A 16,371-nucleotide genomic window follows, 5' to 3' on the forward strand; every position below is an offset into this window, starting at 1 on the left:
TAGGCACGCTGCGGCCCTTTCTCATCCAGCGCATGGTCGATGTCAGCATCGAGCAGGGCGACATGAAGGGGCTGAACTTCATGTTTCTGCTGCTGCTGGTGCTGCTGGTGGCCCACGCCGGCGTGAGCTATCTGCAGACCTACTACGGCGGCTGGCTGGGCCAGTACATCGTGCGCGATATCCGCACCGACCTCTACCGCCACCTGCTCAGCCTCAAGCTCAAGTTCTTCGACCAGACCCCCATCGGCGTGCTCGTGACGCGCAATATTTCCGATGTTGAAACCCTATCCGACGTGTTCAGTGAGGGCCTGGCGGCCATGGTGGGCGACATTCTGCAGCTGCTCTTCATCATGGCCTTCATGTTCTACATCGACTGGCGGCTCACGCTCATCAGCCTCTCGGTAATTCCGCCGCTGCTGTTCAGCACGTATGTGTTCAAGGAGAAAATCAAGGGCTCGTTTCAGGATGTGCGCACGGCCGTGGCCAAGCTCAACTCCTTCGTGCAGGAGCATCTCACGGGCATGAACGTGGTCCAGATTTTCAACAACGAGGAGCGCGAGTACCGCAAGTTTGCCGCCATCAACAAGGAGCACACCGAAGCCAACATCCGCTCGGTGCTCTACTACAGCATCTATTTCCCGGTGGCCGAGGTGCTGGGGGCCATTGGCGTGGGCCTGCTGGTGTGGTACGCCGCGCAGGGCCAGATTGAGGGCTCGATTTCGAAGGGCGCGCTCATCGCCTTCATCATGTACAACGCGCTTTTCTTCCGCCCCATCCGCCAGATTGCCGACCGGTTCAACACCCTGCAACTCGGTCTGGTAAGCACCGAACGCCTCCTCAAACTCCTCGACAACCAGGAGCTGGTGGCCCCCAGCGGCACCTTCGCCCCCGCCGAGCTGCAAGGCGACGTGGAATTCAAGCACGTCAAATTTGCCTACAACGAGCCCGACTGGGTGCTCAAAGACATCAGCTTCCACGTGAAGCCCGGCCAGACCATCGCCTTCGTAGGCGCGACCGGCGCGGGCAAGACCAGCATTATCAACCTACTGAGCCGCTTCTACGACATCCAGAGCGGCAGCATCCTCATCGATGGCCGCGACCTGCGCGAATACGACCTCAGCCTGCTCCGCCGCCAAATCGGCATTGTGCTCCAGGATGTTTTCCTCTTCGCCGGCAGCATCCGCGACAACATCACGCTCGGCAATAAAGCCATCACCGACGCCCAAATCTGGGAAGCGGCCGACCTCGTAGGGGCCCGCCGCTTCATCGAGCGCCTGCCCGAAGGCCTCGGCTACCCCGTAATGGAGCGCGGCGCCACGCTTTCCGTGGGCCAGCGCCAGCTTATCAGCTTCGTGCGGGCCATGGTGTACCAGCCCCACATTATTGTTTTGGATGAAGCCACGTCATCCGTCGATTCCGAAACCGAGGAGCTGATTCAGCAGGCCATCGAAAAGCTGATGCAGGGCCGCACCTCGCTCGTCATCGCCCACCGCCTGAGCACCATCCAGAAAGCCGACAAAATCATCGTCCTCGACAAAGGCGAAATCAAGGAAACCGGCACCCACGAGGAGCTACTGCGCATTGCGGGCGGCTACTACGCCCAGCTCTACCGCATGCAGTACATCGTGGCAGATGCTTCGCTGAACGAGGAATAGCCGGCTGGCTCAGAGCGTCTTTCCAAATTGGTAGCTCACGCCCGTACTCAGGGCCGGGGCGAAGGCCGAGATATTGTTATCGATGCCGTGGTTCGTCAGATACGAGCCAACCAATGCCAGCAGCAACGAGAACGTTACACGGGCATCGGCGGTCAATTTCAGATTGGGCGTGAGGGCATACGCGCCGCCCAGGCCGCCGACGAGCAGGAAGTCGTGGTAGGATGTACTCATGTCGGAATTCGATTGCTGGCCCGTCCGGGCATCGGTATAGGTGCTTTCCTCGCGGTAAGTCGCGGCCAGGGGCATGAACCCAATTTCAAAATCGGCCTGCCAGCGCCCACGGTCGGGCAGTGGCAAGTGCGACCGGATAATTATCGGCACGGCCCAGGAATTGGCACTGCGCTGCCGGATACTCGTACCATAACTGTCGGCGACGGTGGCGGTACGCCTCGGCATCGTTCGCAACAATAACCCCACTTCGAAGCTCCCCACTTGCCTTATTTGGTAGGTGATGGCCGGCATCACGGGCCAGGGCCGGACGGATTCTATGCCACGCTCATCGGCCGCCTCGACAAAGGCAAAGCGCGGATAAAAGGCCAGTTGGGTGCCTACCGACCACCGACGCGCCGGCCATTCGGTAGGAGCCTCGGTGGTTTGGGCCACCCCGCGGTGCCCGGCCAGCACCAGCATCACGAGTAGTATCCGGTAGAGCTTCATGAGCGCACGAGTAAGTTTGTAGCTTGGTAGATAGGCCGACCGATTTCGTGTTTTCGCGCTGCCCTACTGCAATGTAAACCGTTTCCCCACGCCGTGCGCTACCTCTTTCTCGCCATCATCCTGCTCACCATCATTGCGGCCGGCACCTACGCCTACCTCGGTGGCACCCGCGAGCCCAAAGTCACCCTCGAAACCACCGTCGCGCCGCTGTACCTGGCCGGCCAGCCCTTCCACGGCAAGGTCACCGGCGATGCCTTTGGTACACTGTTTCGCCAGGCCAAGGATGCCCAGGCCCGCCTGCACGGCGACCTCGCCAACCTCTACCTCAACGACCCCGAAACGGCCCACGATACCATCCAGGCCTTCATCGGCCTGGCCGTGGCCGATACCACGCAGGCCTTGCCCACCGGCTTTCGCTACCGCGTGGTGCCGGCCGGGCAGCGCATCCTGGCCGCCCGCCTCAGCGGCGTAAGCTACCTGCTGGCCCCCAACAAGCTCTACCCCGCCGCCCTCGAAGCCGTGAAAGCCCAGAAGCTCACCCAGCGTGGCGACTTCTACCTAGAGCGCTTCGGGGCCAACGAGGAATCGGAAGTGTGGGTGGGCGTGAAGTAGCCGGCCGCCTTAGCGCTTGCGCGTAATGTCGGGCACGCTCACTCCCACGCTCAGCAGGTAGGCCGAAAACTGGTCGGCCGTGCCAAACGGCGCGCTGGCGTACCACTGCCGGTAGCCGCCGCGCAGCGTCAGCCACGGCCCATCCACGCGCCGTAGCTTGTACGTGGCCATAAGGCCGATTTCCGTCACCGGGGCCACGGCCGTATCGAGGCGCTTGGCCGTGGTGCAGCCGCAGCCCTGCCCCTTGCGCTGCACCTGCTGGGCATTGTCGTAGAGGCTGGCCCCGCCCAGTCCCGCTCCTGCTTCGGCGGCCAGCCGCCAGCGAGTGTTTTCGGCCAGAAGCAGTTGGTTATTCCAGGTAGCGCTAAAAAGTGCCAGGCGCGGCTGCGTCGCCCCGGCATACACCTCGGCCGGCGCGTGGGCAGCCGGCATTTCGCCGGTGAAGCTGCCGCGCAGGCCGGCGCTCCAGCGGGGCAGCAGCCAGTAGTGCGCTTCCGCCTCCATCCCCAGGTAAGGCGTAGCCGCCCGGTCCGTAGCTCCCAGCAGCCCAATAGAACCGCCCCTGCGGATTGGCACAAAGGGCTTTTTCACCTCACAGGAATCGTGGTGGCTGTGATGGCAGGCAGTGTAGGGAACAAAGGCCGCGTGGCACTGGGCCTGTGCGTCCAGTGGGGCAAAACCGGCGGCACTCAGCAGCCCCAGCAGCGTAAGCAGTATTTTCATAAATCCTGGACTAACTGAATGATGCTATGAATATAAGCCGCGAAACTGTCGATTTCATGAACTCATGAAAAAGCCCTGGCTGCTATTGCAGCCAGGGCTTTTTCATGTGCTTAGAGGTCGAACGGCTACTTACGGCCGAAATAATAGTTGGCCCCAAACTGCAGTTGACTTAAGCCAAACCCAGCATCGAGCGCGCTAAGGTACCTGTCGGCCGAGCCAGTATCCTTAACCTTTAACCGATTGTAGCTCAGGCTGCCAATGCTAGCCGTCAAGCCAAACTTCGGCACCGGAAAAAAGACGATACCCGGCGTGAGCGCCACGTAGTAGCCGCTCACTTTCAAGTTCGAATAATAGTAGTAAGGCGGGTAACTGGATGTCCGCTGGGCCCATTGCGAGTCCGATTCGTAGCCCGCACCGAGTGTAGCCGTCATGCCAAATTGCTCGCTAAACATCTGGTAGTATTGGGCCATTGGTCCCACCCGTAAAGTGGAAGAAGTAGGAGGCCCCGATTGGTTGTTGCTGCTTGACGAACTATACGAACCACCCGTCACCGTATGCTGAAGCTGCACGCCCAGCGCCAGATTATCAGCCACAAAGCCTCCAACGGCAAAATCAAGCCGGAAAGTGCGGTAAGTATTTTTGCTATTGAGCCCACCATTGCCGTTACTGGTCAAGTCATCGGTTTCGGTGTGGAAGCCCACGCTACCGGTGAGCAGGCCCGTGCCTTTGCCGATGGTGGTTTGGGCCTGTGCGGCCGTCAGCGTACTGCCTAGCGCAGCCAGTACAAGTAGAGGGGTTTTCATGAAGAAAGGATTAAAATTTAACGCAAAGCTCTTGCGATTTCACCCATTCTCCATGCCTTTCTTCAAGCAATTTGGTTGTAGTGCCAATAAACACCCCGTAAAGCAGCCTTTGCTTGTTGTAATCAGCACTTTATTTTTGCTACCCGTCTTGGCTTAAACGCACAACGCCCCCGCCGATGAGGCGGAGGCGTTGAAGCTTGCGAGAAATGTCGGGGTGGCAGGATTCGAACCTACGGCCTCGTCGTCCCGAACGACGCGCGCTACCGGGCTGCGCTACACCCCGAAAGCCGGCCGATGGGGCAGCCGGTTTTCTTGTTCCAATATTAGCGGCCGAAAAAAGCCTCCGAACCCAAAAGTTCGGAGGCTTTACAAGAGCGGCTGCTCTTCCGTCGGAGTGGCAGGATTCGAACCTACGACCTCCAGCACCCCATGCTGGCGCGATACCAGGCTACGCTACACCCCGATTGGTATTGGAGCGACAAAGGTAAGATTATTTTTGATTCCTGTGCAAGCCCGACGCAAATAAAGTTTTGCCAATGGTGGCTTAGGACCGGTTTTTGGAGCGGTTTTGGCCCAAGCAGTCCCGGAATTGCTTAGCTTTACGCAAGCCGTTTTACCTCATCTTGTTCTTATCCTACTTATGAAAAAGTTATTACTACTTGTGTTGGCCAGCACGTTGGCTTCGGCAGCGGCGCAGGCCCAGACTCCGGCCAGCCCCACCGCAGCCGCTGCGGCCCCGGCCAAAGAAGAAGCAATTTTGCCCAACGGCGTAGTGGCGGCCCCCGCCACGGCCGTTGCCGCCGCCGCGCCGGCCGAGGGCACGAGCCGCATCGCGCTGGCCCCCGAAACCCCCGCTGCCAACCCCAACGCCATCAAGGTGAAAGCCGATGCCGTGGCCGGCAAGCTCACCGTCAAAACCGATAACCCCGGCCCCACCCGCGTGGAAGTGAGTGATGCGGGCGGCCGCCCCGTCATCACCTACACCATGATGAACGGCCAGACCCCGGCCGTGCTCAACGTGGGCCAGCTGCCGGCCGGAGCTTACATCGTGCGCTGCACGGCTTATGAAAAAACCGGCATGCGCCGCGTCATGATTGGGCAGTAAGCTCGCGCTTGAATAAATTAAAAGGGCCGTTACGCTAAGCGTAACGGCCCTTTTTTGTTACCTGACTATCCGGCCAGCGGCTCCAGCAGGTCCCATTTATTACCGTACAGGTCCTCAAAGACGGCAACGTGGCCGTAGACCTCGGAGCGTGGCGTTTCGAGGAAATGCAGGCCGCGGCTTTGCAGCACGGGGAAGTCGCGCCAGAAATCGTCGGTATGCAGGAATAGCCAGACGCGGCCCGCGCCTTGGTGGCCCACGCCGCGCTTTTCTTCGTCGGTTTTGGCTTCGGCCAGCAGCAGGCTGCAACCGGCCGCGCTAGGCGGCGCTACTACCACCCAGCGCTTGCCGCCGCCCATGTCTAGGTCAGAAGCCAGGGTAAATCCGAGCACGTTGGTGTAGAAGGCAATGGCTTCGTTGTAGTTACGAACGAGCAGGGTGACGTGAGCCAGGCGTTGATTCATGAGCAGTTAGGCTTCTTCGGTTTGCAGCTGCCGGTCATACAGCGCTTTATACAATCCCGCCGCGTCAGCCATGAGCGCATCGTGGGTGCCGTGCTGCACAATCACGCCATCGTCAAGCACCAGGATTTCATCAGCCAGCTTCACCGAACTCACGCGGTGCGAGATGATGAGGCTGGTGCGGGCGGCCATAATGCGCTGCAGGCTGCCCAGAATGGCATTCTCCGTCTTGGTATCAACGGCGGAGAGCGAATCATCCAGAATCAGGATTTTGGGCTCCTTCACCAGGGCGCGGGCCATGCTCACGCGCTGCTTCTGGCCGCCGGAGAGCGTGATGCCGCGCTCGCCCACTTTGGTATCGAAGCCTTCGGGGAAGGCGAGGATGTTTTCGTACACATCAGCATCGCGGGCGGCTTGCAGCATCCGGGCTTCATCAGGCTGGTCGAGGCCAAAGTTGATGTTGTTGCGGATGGTATCGGAGAACAGGAATACGTCCTGCGGCACGTAGCCAATCTGGCCGCGCAGGGCGCGTAGCGAGTAGTCGCGCACGTCGGTGCCGTCGATTTTGATGTCGCCGGCCGAGACGTCGTAGAGGCGGCAGAGCAGGGCGGCTACCGTGCTTTTGCCTGAGCCAGTGTTGCCGATGACGGCCAGCGTCTGGCCCGGCTTCACGCGGAAGCTCACGTTTTTCAGGGCCTGAATACCGGTGTCGGGGTAAGTGAACGACACGTTTTCGAACACGATATCACCGTCCAGTTCACGCTGCACATTTTGGCGCGAGATGATGTCCGTTTTCTGGTCCAGGAATTCGTTGATGCGGGCCTGCGAGGCCTCGGCGCGCTGCACCAGAGAGGAAGTCCAGCCTAGCGCCGTGACCGGCCAAGTGAGCAGGTTCACGTAAATCAGAAACTCGGCAATGGTACCCGTGGTGATGGTGCCGCGAATGACCTCCTGGCCGCCCACCCACACGGTAATGAGCGTGCTCAAGCCGATGAGGAACAGAATAAGCGGAAAGAACAGCGAGTTCACGAAGTTCAGGCTCAGCGACTTCTCTTTATACTCGTTGCTGGCCGCCGAGAATTGCGCGTGCGAATCGGCCTCGCGCACGAAGGATTTCAGCACCCGAATCCCCGAAAAAGCCTCCTGCACAAAGGTCGTCATGCCCGACAGTGCCCGCTGGATTTCGTCGGACTTCCGCTCAATCAAATTATTGACATAGAAGATGCTGACCGACAAAACCGGCAGCGGCAGCAGCGTGTAGAGCGTCAGCTTCACGTTCACCATGAGCATGAGCGGCACGATGAGCAGGAACAGCAGCACCAGCTGCAAAAAATACATGATGGCCGGCCCGAGGTACATCCGCACCCGGCTCACGTCCTCCGAAATGCGCGACATCAAATCCCCGGTGCTGTGGCGGCGGTAGAAGCTGAGCGGCAGCGACTGGTAGTGCTGGTAAATCTGGTTCTTCTGGTCGTTTTCGATGTGGCGCGACATGACAATGAGCGTCTGGCGCATGAAGAACAGGAAGATGCCGCGCCCCAGCGCCAGTGCAATGATGAGCACGCCGTAGAACAGCACGTTGCGCCCAAATAGCTGATACACGCCCTTCTGGGCTTCGGTACCAGCGTAGAGGTGGTAGAGGTCGATGCCCTCGTTCACCAAATCGAAGGCGTAGCGCACCAGCTGGGCCGGAAAAATGGCCAATAAGGTGCTTAGCGCTACGAACAGCACCCCGGCGAGGAAATGCCACTTGTAGCGGAAGATGAAGGGATTAACGGCGGATAATGCGCGCACGGGCAGGGTGGAAAGGGGGCCGGTTCGGGAAAATAGCGGTACTTTTGCGGCCTGAAACGATGAGTCAATGGTCAAACCGAACGTCATGCTGAGCTTGCCGAAGCATCTCTACCGCAGTAGTAATTATTTACTTACGCGGTAGAGATGCTTCGGCAAGCTCAGCATGACGTTCTGGATTTTCGTACAAGCCCAAAGACCCAACAAAGTTACGCCGCACTCTTCCCAACCATCCATCCCCAAATTCCCACCAACCTTCAATTCATCCCCATGATTGAAACCCAAATCATCGCCCCCGAGTCGATTTTCGGCCAGATTGCCGAGCATCAGCACGAGCAAGTCGTGTATTGCCACGACCACGAAACTGGCCTCAAAGCCATTATCGGCATCCACAACACCGTGCTTGGGCCGGCCCTCGGTGGCACGCGCATGTGGCACTACGCTTCTGATGCGGAAGCCCTGAACGACGTACTGCGCCTCTCGCGCGGCATGACCTACAAGGCCGCAATCTCGGGCCTGAACCTGGGTGGTGGCAAAGCCGTCATCATCGGCGATGCCAAAACGTTGAAGACCGAAGCCCTGCTGCGCAAATTCGGCCGCTTCGTGCAGAACCTGAACGGCAAGTACATCACGGCCGAGGATGTGAACATGACCACCAAGGACATGGAGTATATCCGCATGGAAACCAAGCACGTAGCCGGCCTGCCCGAGAGCATGGGCGGCTCGGGCGACCCCTCGCCGGTGACGGCCTACGGCGTGTACATGGGCATGAAAGCCGCTGCTAAAAAGGCATTCGGCTCAGAGAGCCTGGCTGGCAAGCGCATTGGCGTGCAGGGCACGGGCCATGTGGGCACCTACCTCCTGGAGCACCTCCAGAAAGAGGGCGCGAAGCTCATCGTGACCGATTACTACGAAGACCGCGCCCTGGATGCGGCCAACCGCTTCGGTGCCACCGCCGTAGGCCTCGACGATATTTATGACCAGGAAATGGACATCTACTCGCCCTGCGCGCTGGGTGCCACGCTCAACGATGACACCATTCCGCGCCTGAAGGCCCGCGTAGTGGCCGGCTGCGCCAACAACCAGCTCAAAGTAGAAAACCAGCACGGCCCCGAGCTCGTGCGCCGCGGCATCGTGTACGCCCCCGACTTTCTCATCAACGCCGGCGGCCTCATCAACGTGTATTCCGAAGTGACGGGAGCCAGCCGCCAGGGTGCCCTCACCCAGACCGAAAAAATTTACGATTTCACCCTCCAGGTTTTGGCCAAGGCCGAAGAAGAAGGCACGCACCCGCAGGCCGCCGCCATCCGGCAGGCCAAGGAGCGCATCGCCAGCGTGGGCCGGGTGAAGTCGACGTATTAGTTAGCCTGAACGAAAAAAGAACGTCATGCAGAGCGCAGCGAAGCATCTTGCCCGCGCAACGCAATTCATTTAATTGGATTACTGACTGCGGTAAAGATACTTCGCTGCGCTCTGCATGACGCGCTTTCTTCGTTCAGATTAACCTCTGACAACCAACAACTGATTACCAGACCAATATGCTCAATCGCCGCCTCCTCCGTATCAAAGTCATGCAGTCGCTCTACTCCTACCACCAGGCGGTGGGAGCTGATTTAATGCTGGCGCAAGACCGCATCGCGGCGGCTTTCGAGCCCGACCTGACGGCCAAAGAGGCCCCCGACCGCCGCCTGCTGGAAGGCCAGCGCAAGATGGGCGAAGCCCAGCTGCGCGACTGGTACCGCACCGGCGTGATGCCCGAGAAAACGGACGACAAAGCCGTGGACAAGGCCGTGACCGATGCCATCAACTCCTTCCAGAACCAGGTGAAGAAGGACGGCGAGTTCTACGCCGGCCAGCTGCTGGTGGGCGCCGAAAGCATTCACGACCAATACCTGCACCTGCTGAACCTGCCCGCCGCCCTGCTCGGCGTGATTGAGGAAGAGCAGAGCCGTGAGGAGCGCCGCCGACTCGGCCCGCGCGAGGATGCCCAGGATGCCACCCGCCTGCACCAGAACAAGGCCATTGCCAAGCTGATGGCCAACGAGCAGCTCCAGAGCCAGACCATCCGGCGCAAGCTGGCCTGGGAAGGCAATGAGGAATTGGAGGCCCTGCGCGCCGCTTGGGAGGAAATGAAGGCCGACGAAACCGTGCTGGCCTACCTCAACGGCAAGGATATCGACCAGCCCGAGATGGACTACGACACGGACCTCGAAATCCTGCGTCACATTTACAAGGACTTCGTTTTCAAAGGCGAAGCGCTACCACGCCAGCTCGAATCCGATGATTTGAACTGGGAGGAAAACCGGCCCATCGTGCGCAACCTGGTATTGAAGACGCTGAAAATGCTGCCCTTCACCGCCGAGCCCACGCAGGAGCTGATGAACCTCTCGGCCAACTGGGCCGACGACCGCGAGTTTGCCGAAACGCTCTACAAGCAGACGCTCATCGAGGACGACAAGATGGAGAAGCTCATCGCCGGCTCGGTGCAGAACTGGGACGTGGAACGCGTGGCCCTGCTCGACAAAATCATCCTGAAAATGGCCCTTACCGAGATGCAGCTTTTCCGCGGCATTCCGGTGAAAGTCACTATCAACGAGTACATTGAAATCAGCAAGCTTTACAGCACGCCCAAAAGCAAACAATTTGTTAACGGCATTCTGGACAAGCTGGCAACGGATTTGGCCGCCAGCGGCGACATTCGCAAATCGGGCCGCGGCTTGCTGGACAACCAGTAAGCGCCGGGCGCGGGCGAACGGCAACATTATGGCCTGCGGCTGAACATTGGGCCGATATAGCCACTTTTGCATCTACGGCCGCGTTTCTGCGTACGCAGCTCTGAAAACATTCTCACCTCTCTTCCCCAATCCTCGACGACCATGGCTAGCAAAACCACCACCGGCATCCTGTGCTTCGCGGGCGGCGCCCTCACCGGCGCAGCCCTTGGCTTGCTCTATGCCCCCGAACCCGGCACCGAAACCCGCTCCTGGCTCAGCTACCAGCTCGAAAAGTACCGCTCGGTGCTCGCTGACCTCACCGATAGCCTCGTGACCAGCCGCGAAGGCGTGGGCCAATCGACGGCCAAAAGCGAAGGCCAGCGCGTGATTTCCGATGCCAAATCCAAAGCCGAACAGTTACTCGGCGATGTTGACCAACTCATCAACCAAATCAATTCCCGCAAGGGCGCTTAATTTTTTTTACGGGTGCCTAAGTACTTGACGGAATGGGAGAATGGGTGAACAGCTGATGAAAATTCAGTCTTCGCTCATTCACTCATTCCGTTCTTTGCTTTCTCATTCAGTCATTTATTACCAGTACGATGCACGTAGTAACCCTTATTCCCGGCGATGGCATAGGCCCCGAAATCACGAAAGCGGTAACCGATATTTTTGCTGCCGCGCAGGTGCCCATTCAGTGGGAGGAGCAGAATGCCGGCCAAACGACGTTTGACCAGTCGGGCGAATTGATTCCGAATGCGCTGCTCAAGTCACTGGAAAAGAATAAGGTGGCCCTCAAAGGCCCGATTACCACGCCGGTCGGCAAGGGCTTCCGCAGCATCAACGTGACGCTGCGCCAGAAGTACGACCTCTACCAAAACGTGCGGCCCAGCAAAACCACGGCCGGCATCCACACCCGCTACGAAGGCATCGACCTGGTGCTCTTCCGCGAAAACACCGAAGGCCTGTACTCGGGCCTGGAAGTGTACGACGAGCGCCTCGGCATCGCCGACGCCATTGCCCGCGTCACGGTAGAAGGCTCGCGCAAAATCTGCCGCGCCGCCTTTGCCTACGCCGCCAAGCACGGCCGCAAAAAGGTGACTCTGGCCCACAAGGCCAACATCATTAAAATGGCCGGCACGCTGATGCTCAATGCCTGCAAAGAGGCCAGCAACGAGTTTCCGGGGATTGTGTTCGAGGACAAAATCATCGATAACATGTGCATGCAGCTCGTGAACAAGCCCGAGCAGTTCGACGTGATTGTGACCACCAACCTGTTCGGCGACCTGCTGTCCGACCTCTGCGCCGGCCTCGTGGGCGGCCTGGGCGTGGTAGCCGGGGCCAACATCGGCGACAACATGGCCATTTTTGAAGCCGTGCACGGTTCGGCCCCTGACATTGCCGGCCAAGGCAAAGCCAACCCCACCGCCCTGCTCCGCTCGGCCATCATGATGCTGCACCACCTCGGCGAGCACGCCAAGGCTGAGCAAATCGACAAAGCCCTGGAAGCCACCCTGCTGAACCAGGAAGAATGCACCGGCGACCTCGGCGGCAAAGCCAGCACCAGCCAGTTCGCTCAAAGCATTATTGCCAAGCTGTAATTTTATACGGTTGTGTGCCGTCTGTCATCCTAAGCGGAGCGAAGGACCTTATCAAGTCAGAACGAATTGTTCGGCTGTGATAAGGTCCTTCGCTCCGCTCAGGATGACAGAATAAAACACCTTTTCAATTCAATGAAATACCCGATTTTCCTTGCCGCATCGCTCCTACTCGGAGCCTGCAACCACGACAAAACCGCCGAAGTAGGCACCGAAGGCGTTAACGCCGCCGCAACCGTCGAATCTGATGCCGCCAACCCCACCGTGGACAACCCCAACGTGGTGAGCGACGAAGCCGCGCCCAATCCCAATGCTCCGGTGATGAAATTTGCCGAGGCTGAGTTTGATTTTGGTGACATTCAACCTGATTCTAAAGTCCACCACACGTTTACCTTTACCAACACCGGCAAATCGCCGCTGCTGATTGAGGACGCTACCGCTTCCTGCGGCTGCACCACCCCCAGCTGGACCAAGGAGCCCGTGGCTCCCGGGGCCCAGGGCAAGATGGAAGTGCAGTTCGACAGCCGCGGCAAGCAGGGCATCATCAGCAAGCAGGTGGCGGTGCGGGCCAATACGCAGCCTACCATCACCACCATTCTCATCAAAGGCAACGTACTCACTCCGAAGGCCAACTAGCCTATTCCCGCTTCTTACTCCAACGCCATGTTCCTGAACCTTATGCTGCAAGCCGCCGGCGGCGCCGACTATGCCCAGCCGCTTTTCCTGCTGATTGCCGCTGGCGTCTTCTATTTCTTCATGATTCGGCCGCAGCAAAAGCGGGCCACCGATGCCAAGAACTTCCGCCAGTCGCTGGCCAAGGGTTCGCGCATTGTCACCATCGGCGGCCTGCACGGCCTGATTGTGGAACTCACCGACGACACCGTGGTAGTTGAGGTAGACCGTGGCACTAAGCTGCGCTTCGACCGCTCGGCCATTGCCCGCGAAGTGGGCAACAAAGCCAACACCGCTACCGGGGCCGACACTATCGGCGCTTAAGTCATGGACGGGCCGCTGAATCGGGCAAGCTGGCTGCTGCGCTGGTTCGTGCGGCCCTTCGCGGGCCAGGAGCCCAGCTTCTACCGGGCCATTACGGCCTGCCTGCTGGCGGCGGGCCTGTTCTGGCAGATGAATGCCCTGAACAAGACCTACACCACCCGCATCAATTTCCCGCTGGCCTGGCACTACGACTCGGTGCATTACGTGCCCATGCGGCCCTTGCCCACAGCGCTGCCCGTCACGGTCACGGGCCAGGGCTGGCGCTTGCTGCGGGCCAACCTGGGCTGGGGCACTCACCCCGCCGACCTGCGCCCTGTGCCGCTGCCCGGCACCCGCTATCTGCCTGCCACCGCCTGGCGCCGGGGCCTGCAAAACGCGCTGGAAGGGGTACAGGTAACCGAATGGGCCGGCGATACCCTGCGTCTTACCTTCGACCGCTACGCCAGCCGCCGGCTGCCGCTAGCGCTGCCGCCCGATTCGGCCAAACACTACAAGGCCAGCTTTACGCCCGCCATGGTCACGTTTCGGGGGCCGGCCAGCCTCGTGAATGAGTTACCCAGCCCCTACCCCATTGTGCCGCCGCAGCCCTCGGCGCGGGGCAAGGCCGAGGAAGTAGAGGCCGATGTGAAAACCCCAGCCCGGATTCGGGCCTCCGTGCCCACGGTGCGCCTGCGCCAGACGCGGCGCTAAGTCCCCTCTTTTCCTTTAAATCAATTCCTCACCCATGTTGCGCATCGGCATTACCGGCGGAATCGGCTCGGGCAAAAGCATTGTCAGTCGCTTGTTTCATGCGCTGGGCGTGCCCATCTACGATGCCGACACCCGCGCCCGCTGGGTGATGGAAAACGACGCGGAACTGCGCCAGCAACTCACCGCCGCCTTCGGCCCCGACACCTACGATGCCGCCGGCCGCCTCAACCGGCCCGTGCTGGCTGGCACCGTGTTCAACAACCCGGCGTTGCTGGCCCAACTCAATGGCTTGGTGCACCCGCACGTAGGCACTGATTTCGAGCGCTGGGCCGACGCACAGGCGCAGGCCGGCCACGCCTACGTGCTCAAAGAAGCCGCTTTGCTGTTTGAAGCCGGCTCCTACAAGCAGCTCGACCGCATCATCACCGTGTTTGCGCCGCTGGCGGTGCGGGTAGCCCGCGTACTGCGCCGCGACCCGCACCGCTCGGCCGCCGATGTGCAGGCCATCATGGCCAAGCAGCTCAGCGAAGAAGAAAAAATGGCGCGGGCCGACTACGTGCTGACCAACGACGATGTGCAGCCGCTGCTGCCGCAGGTGCTGGCGCTGCACGCGGCCTTCAGCGCCCCGCCAGCCACCCCCGTAAACAAAGAAAGACCGCCTCTTCCGGGGCAGCCTTTTTCTTTTTAATGCTGGAGAGCCTAAATGCGGCCCGAGTAATCTTCCAACGTATCAATCACTTTCAGGAGCTGGGGCACCGCCAGTGAGTAATAAATCTTCGTACCGATTTTACTGGACTTCAACACGCCCCGGTCTTTCAGGGTAATGAGATGCTGCGAGGCGATGGCCTGGGGTAAATCAAGAGCCTGGTAGATGTCAGTTACCGACATTTGGCTGTCTTTGCCCTTGGTCTTTCCCAGCAAGTCTACAATGGCAAGACGCTTGGGATGAGAGAGAACCTTGAGCATAGCCGCAGCGCGGTCCAACTGTTGCGCTTCTACACGCGAGTGTAATGGTTTCATGAAGTCAATAAAAAGTGAGGGGAAAGTGGAAGAGTAGAATAAGTGCAATACAGCCGTACTGCTGAGCTAGTTCCTAACGATTACGCAAAATAGCGTTAAAGGGGTTTGTTATTCCTAAAATACCTTAATATTTATTCATTTTCATTTCTTATAGAAATACCATTTCTGTATTCTGCCCGCTTAATAAGGATGCTCCTACCTTTGTAGTTCTGCTTATCGGCAGTTTTTCTCATCTATTTCGTCCTATGCTCGACCTGCTCACCAAGTTTGAAAATAAGCGCCCCGAAATCGTCTTTGAATGGAAAGATGCCGAAACCGAAGCCGAAGGCTGGGTCGTCATCAACTCCTTACGGGGCGGAGCCGCCGGCGGTGGTACCCGCATGCGAAAAGGCCTCGACAAGCGCGAAGTAGAGAGCCTGGCCAAGACCATGGAGGTGAAGTTCACAGTGTCCGGGCCAGCCATTGGCGGGGCCAAGTCGGGCATCAACTTCGACCCGCAGGACCCCCGCAAGCGCGGCGTGCTGGAGCGCTGGTACCGCGCCGTATTTCCCCTGCTGAAAAATTATTACGGCACCGGCGGCGACCTCAACGTGGATGAAATTCATGAAGTCATCGCCATCACCGAGGAATACGGCCTCTGGCACCCGCAGGAAGGCGTGGTGAACGGCCACTACCACGCCACTGAGCCCCAGAAGATTCAGAAGCTCGGCCAGTTGCGCCAGGGCGTCATCAAAGTGGTGGAAGATGCCACGTTTTCGCCCAACCTGGCCCGCAAATACACCGTGGCCGACCTCATCACCGGCTACGGCGTGGCCGAGGCCGTGCGCCACTACTACCGCCTCTGGCCCGGCACCGAGATGGCCGGGCAGCGCGCCATCATCCAGGGCTGGGGCAATGTAGGCGCGGCGGCGGCCTACTACCTGGCTGGCCAGGGCGTGCGCATCGTGGGCATCATCGACCGGGCCGGTGGGCTGCTGAGCACCGAAGGCTTCGGGCTGGAGGAAATCCGGGCGCTGCTACTGGCCCGCCAGGGCAACGCGCTGACGGCCGACAACCTGCTTTCCTTCGAGGAAGTGAACGAGAAAGTGTGGTCCATGGGGGCTGACATTTTTATTCCGGCCGCCGCCTCGCGCCTCGTGGCGCGCTCGCAGGTGGAGCAACTGGTGGCGGGCGGCCTCAAGGTCATCAGCTGCGGGGCCAACGTGCCATTTGCCGACCCCGAGATTTTCTTCGGCCCCACCGGCGTTTTCGCCGATGAGCGCACGGCCGTCATCCCCGATTTCATCGCCAACTGCGGCATGGCCCGCGTGTTTGCCTATCTGATGGAAACCGGCGCTGAAATCACCGACCAGGCCATTTTCGCCGATACCTCGCGCATCATCGGCGCGGCCCTGGAGCGCACCCACGCCGAGAACGCGCAGCCCACCGGCATCGCGCAGCGCTCATTCGAGATGGCGCTGCGGCAACTGGTATAGAGCTCATTAGCGGC

18 protein-coding genes and 2 tRNA genes are annotated in these 16,371 nt (G+C 59.7%); 12 read left to right on the plus strand and 8 right to left on the minus strand.

The genetic code is table 11. The annotated features are described in order from the left end of the window. Positions 1 to 1,655, plus strand: a 1,655-nt coding sequence (locus AAFH49_RS13605) for an ABC transporter ATP-binding protein (protein ID WP_342298948.1), incomplete at its 5' end; no start/stop codon positions are given. Between the two features lie 9 nt (positions 1,656 to 1,664). On the opposite strand, the gene AAFH49_RS13610 is transcribed toward AAFH49_RS13605, so the two are convergent. Then, positions 1,665 to 2,372, minus strand: a complete 708-nt coding sequence (locus AAFH49_RS13610; RefSeq protein ID WP_342298949.1) for a hypothetical protein — start codon at positions 2,370 to 2,372, stop codon at positions 1,665 to 1,667. A 93-nt stretch (positions 2,373 to 2,465) separates the two neighbouring features. Between AAFH49_RS13610 and AAFH49_RS13615 the strand changes: the two genes are divergently transcribed. After that, a complete protein-coding gene (locus tag AAFH49_RS13615) occupies positions 2,466 to 2,984 on the plus strand; it encodes a hypothetical protein (RefSeq protein WP_342298951.1) in 519 nt (172 codons plus the stop codon). A 9-nt stretch (positions 2,985 to 2,993) separates the two neighbouring features. Here the strand turns inward: AAFH49_RS13615 and AAFH49_RS13620 are convergent, their stop codons facing one another. The 4 genes from AAFH49_RS13620 to AAFH49_RS13635 form a co-directional block, all read right to left on the minus strand. Then, a complete protein-coding gene (locus AAFH49_RS13620) occupies positions 2,994 to 3,707 on the minus strand; it encodes a hypothetical protein (RefSeq protein ID WP_342298954.1) in 714 nt (237 codons plus the stop codon). A 125-nt stretch (positions 3,708 to 3,832) separates the two neighbouring features. After that, positions 3,833 to 4,510 carry a hypothetical protein gene (locus AAFH49_RS13625; protein ID WP_342298957.1) on the minus strand — a complete coding sequence of 226 codons (678 nt, stop codon included), beginning with the start codon at positions 4,508 to 4,510 and terminating at the stop codon, positions 3,833 to 3,835. Positions 4,511 to 4,719: 209 nt separating this feature from the next. Beyond that, positions 4,720 to 4,793: transfer RNA gene (locus tag AAFH49_RS13630), tRNA-Pro, on the minus strand. 106 nt (positions 4,794 to 4,899) lie between these two features. After that, positions 4,900 to 4,973: transfer RNA gene (locus AAFH49_RS13635), tRNA-Pro, on the minus strand. 177 nt (positions 4,974 to 5,150) lie between these two features. On the opposite strand from AAFH49_RS13635, the gene AAFH49_RS13640 reads away from it, so the two are divergent. Then, the gene (locus AAFH49_RS13640) at positions 5,151 to 5,615 is read left to right on the plus strand and encodes a T9SS type A sorting domain-containing protein (RefSeq protein WP_342298958.1); all 465 of its coding nucleotides are present in this window, start codon (positions 5,151 to 5,153) and stop codon (positions 5,613 to 5,615) included. 65 nt (positions 5,616 to 5,680) lie between these two features. On the opposite strand, the gene AAFH49_RS13645 is transcribed toward AAFH49_RS13640, so the two are convergent. Beyond that, on the minus strand, positions 5,681 to 6,076 hold the full coding sequence (locus AAFH49_RS13645) for a VOC family protein (RefSeq protein WP_342298960.1): 396 nt from the start codon (positions 6,074 to 6,076) through the stop codon (positions 5,681 to 5,683). A 6-nt stretch (positions 6,077 to 6,082) separates the two neighbouring features. Further along, positions 6,083 to 7,867 (minus strand): ABC transporter ATP-binding protein, encoded by a 1,785-nt coding sequence (locus tag AAFH49_RS13650; protein ID WP_342298961.1) that lies wholly within the window; start codon positions 7,865 to 7,867, stop codon positions 6,083 to 6,085. Between the two features lie 267 nt (positions 7,868 to 8,134). Between AAFH49_RS13650 and AAFH49_RS13655 the strand changes: the two genes are divergently transcribed. The 8 genes from AAFH49_RS13655 to coaE all read left to right on the plus strand — a co-directional run bounded on the left by AAFH49_RS13655 (position 8,135) and on the right by coaE (position 14,550). Continuing rightward, positions 8,135 to 9,226 (plus strand): Glu/Leu/Phe/Val dehydrogenase dimerization domain-containing protein, encoded by a 1,092-nt coding sequence (locus AAFH49_RS13655; RefSeq protein WP_342298963.1) that lies wholly within the window; start codon positions 8,135 to 8,137, stop codon positions 9,224 to 9,226. Positions 9,227 to 9,402: 176 nt separating this feature from the next. Next, a complete protein-coding gene (nusB, locus tag AAFH49_RS13660) occupies positions 9,403 to 10,599 on the plus strand; it encodes a transcription antitermination factor NusB (RefSeq protein WP_342298965.1) in 1,197 nt (398 codons plus the stop codon). Between the two features lie 141 nt (positions 10,600 to 10,740). Beyond that, complete coding sequence (locus AAFH49_RS13665) at positions 10,741 to 11,052, plus strand: YtxH domain-containing protein (RefSeq protein ID WP_342298967.1); 312 nt, start codon at positions 10,741 to 10,743, stop codon at positions 11,050 to 11,052. 128 nt (positions 11,053 to 11,180) lie between these two features. Then, positions 11,181 to 12,179, plus strand: a complete 999-nt coding sequence (locus AAFH49_RS13670; protein WP_342298969.1) for an isocitrate/isopropylmalate dehydrogenase family protein — start codon at positions 11,181 to 11,183, stop codon at positions 12,177 to 12,179. Between the two features lie 132 nt (positions 12,180 to 12,311). Beyond that, positions 12,312 to 12,812, plus strand: a complete 501-nt coding sequence (locus tag AAFH49_RS13675) for a DUF1573 domain-containing protein (RefSeq protein ID WP_342298971.1) — start codon at positions 12,312 to 12,314, stop codon at positions 12,810 to 12,812. A gap of 27 nt (positions 12,813 to 12,839) precedes the next feature. Beyond that, positions 12,840 to 13,172, plus strand: a complete 333-nt coding sequence (yajC, locus tag AAFH49_RS13680; protein WP_342298972.1) for a preprotein translocase subunit YajC — start codon at positions 12,840 to 12,842, stop codon at positions 13,170 to 13,172. Positions 13,173 to 13,175: 3 nt separating this feature from the next. Continuing rightward, the gene (locus AAFH49_RS13685) at positions 13,176 to 13,862 is read left to right on the plus strand and encodes a YbbR-like domain-containing protein (RefSeq protein ID WP_342298974.1); all 687 of its coding nucleotides are present in this window, start codon (positions 13,176 to 13,178) and stop codon (positions 13,860 to 13,862) included. Positions 13,863 to 13,896: 34 nt separating this feature from the next. Continuing rightward, positions 13,897 to 14,550 carry a dephospho-CoA kinase gene (gene coaE, locus AAFH49_RS13690; protein ID WP_342298976.1) on the plus strand — a complete coding sequence of 218 codons (654 nt, stop codon included), beginning with the start codon at positions 13,897 to 13,899 and terminating at the stop codon, positions 14,548 to 14,550. An 11-nt stretch (positions 14,551 to 14,561) separates the two neighbouring features. On the opposite strand, the gene AAFH49_RS13695 is transcribed toward coaE, so the two are convergent. Further along, on the minus strand, positions 14,562 to 14,882 hold the full coding sequence (locus tag AAFH49_RS13695) for an ArsR/SmtB family transcription factor (RefSeq protein WP_168671712.1): 321 nt from the start codon (positions 14,880 to 14,882) through the stop codon (positions 14,562 to 14,564). A gap of 245 nt (positions 14,883 to 15,127) precedes the next feature. Here AAFH49_RS13695 and AAFH49_RS13700 point away from each other — a divergent pair, with 245 nt between their 5' ends. Continuing rightward, entirely contained in the window at positions 15,128 to 16,357 is a 1,230-nt protein-coding gene (locus tag AAFH49_RS13700; protein ID WP_342298978.1) for a Glu/Leu/Phe/Val dehydrogenase dimerization domain-containing protein, read from the plus strand. Positions 16,358 to 16,371: the final 14 nt, after the last annotated feature.

This window comes from Hymenobacter segetis, from assembly GCF_038448715.1.
GTDB lineage: Bacteria > Bacteroidota > Bacteroidia > Cytophagales > Hymenobacteraceae > Hymenobacter > Hymenobacter segetis.

Coding starts and splice junctions, on each gene's coding strand:
- AAFH49_RS13655 (WP_342298963.1), top strand. CDS start 8,135: ATGATTGAAACCCAAATCATCGCCCCCGAGTCGATTTTCGGCCAGATT.
- coaE (WP_342298976.1), top strand. CDS start 13,897: ATGTTGCGCATCGGCATTACCGGCGGAATCGGCTCGGGCAAAAGCATT.
- AAFH49_RS13670 (WP_342298969.1), top strand. CDS start 11,181: ATGCACGTAGTAACCCTTATTCCCGGCGATGGCATAGGCCCCGAAATC.
- AAFH49_RS13625 (WP_342298957.1), bottom strand. CDS start 4,510: ATGAAAACCCCTCTACTTGTACTGGCTGCGCTAGGCAGTACGCTGACG.
- AAFH49_RS13665 (WP_342298967.1), top strand. CDS start 10,741: ATGGCTAGCAAAACCACCACCGGCATCCTGTGCTTCGCGGGCGGCGCC.
- AAFH49_RS13620 (WP_342298954.1), bottom strand. CDS start 3,707: ATGAAAATACTGCTTACGCTGCTGGGGCTGCTGAGTGCCGCCGGTTTT.
- AAFH49_RS13610 (WP_342298949.1), bottom strand. CDS start 2,372: ATGAAGCTCTACCGGATACTACTCGTGATGCTGGTGCTGGCCGGGCAC.
- AAFH49_RS13695 (WP_168671712.1), bottom strand. CDS start 14,882: ATGAAACCATTACACTCGCGTGTAGAAGCGCAACAGTTGGACCGCGCT.
- AAFH49_RS13640 (WP_342298958.1), top strand. CDS start 5,151: ATGAAAAAGTTATTACTACTTGTGTTGGCCAGCACGTTGGCTTCGGCA.
- AAFH49_RS13645 (WP_342298960.1), bottom strand. CDS start 6,076: ATGAATCAACGCCTGGCTCACGTCACCCTGCTCGTTCGTAACTACAAC.
- nusB (WP_342298965.1), top strand. CDS start 9,403: ATGCTCAATCGCCGCCTCCTCCGTATCAAAGTCATGCAGTCGCTCTAC.
- yajC (WP_342298972.1), top strand. CDS start 12,840: ATGTTCCTGAACCTTATGCTGCAAGCCGCCGGCGGCGCCGACTATGCC.
- AAFH49_RS13685 (WP_342298974.1), top strand. CDS start 13,176: ATGGACGGGCCGCTGAATCGGGCAAGCTGGCTGCTGCGCTGGTTCGTG.
- AAFH49_RS13675 (WP_342298971.1), top strand. CDS start 12,312: ATGAAATACCCGATTTTCCTTGCCGCATCGCTCCTACTCGGAGCCTGC.
- AAFH49_RS13700 (WP_342298978.1), top strand. CDS start 15,128: ATGCTCGACCTGCTCACCAAGTTTGAAAATAAGCGCCCCGAAATCGTC.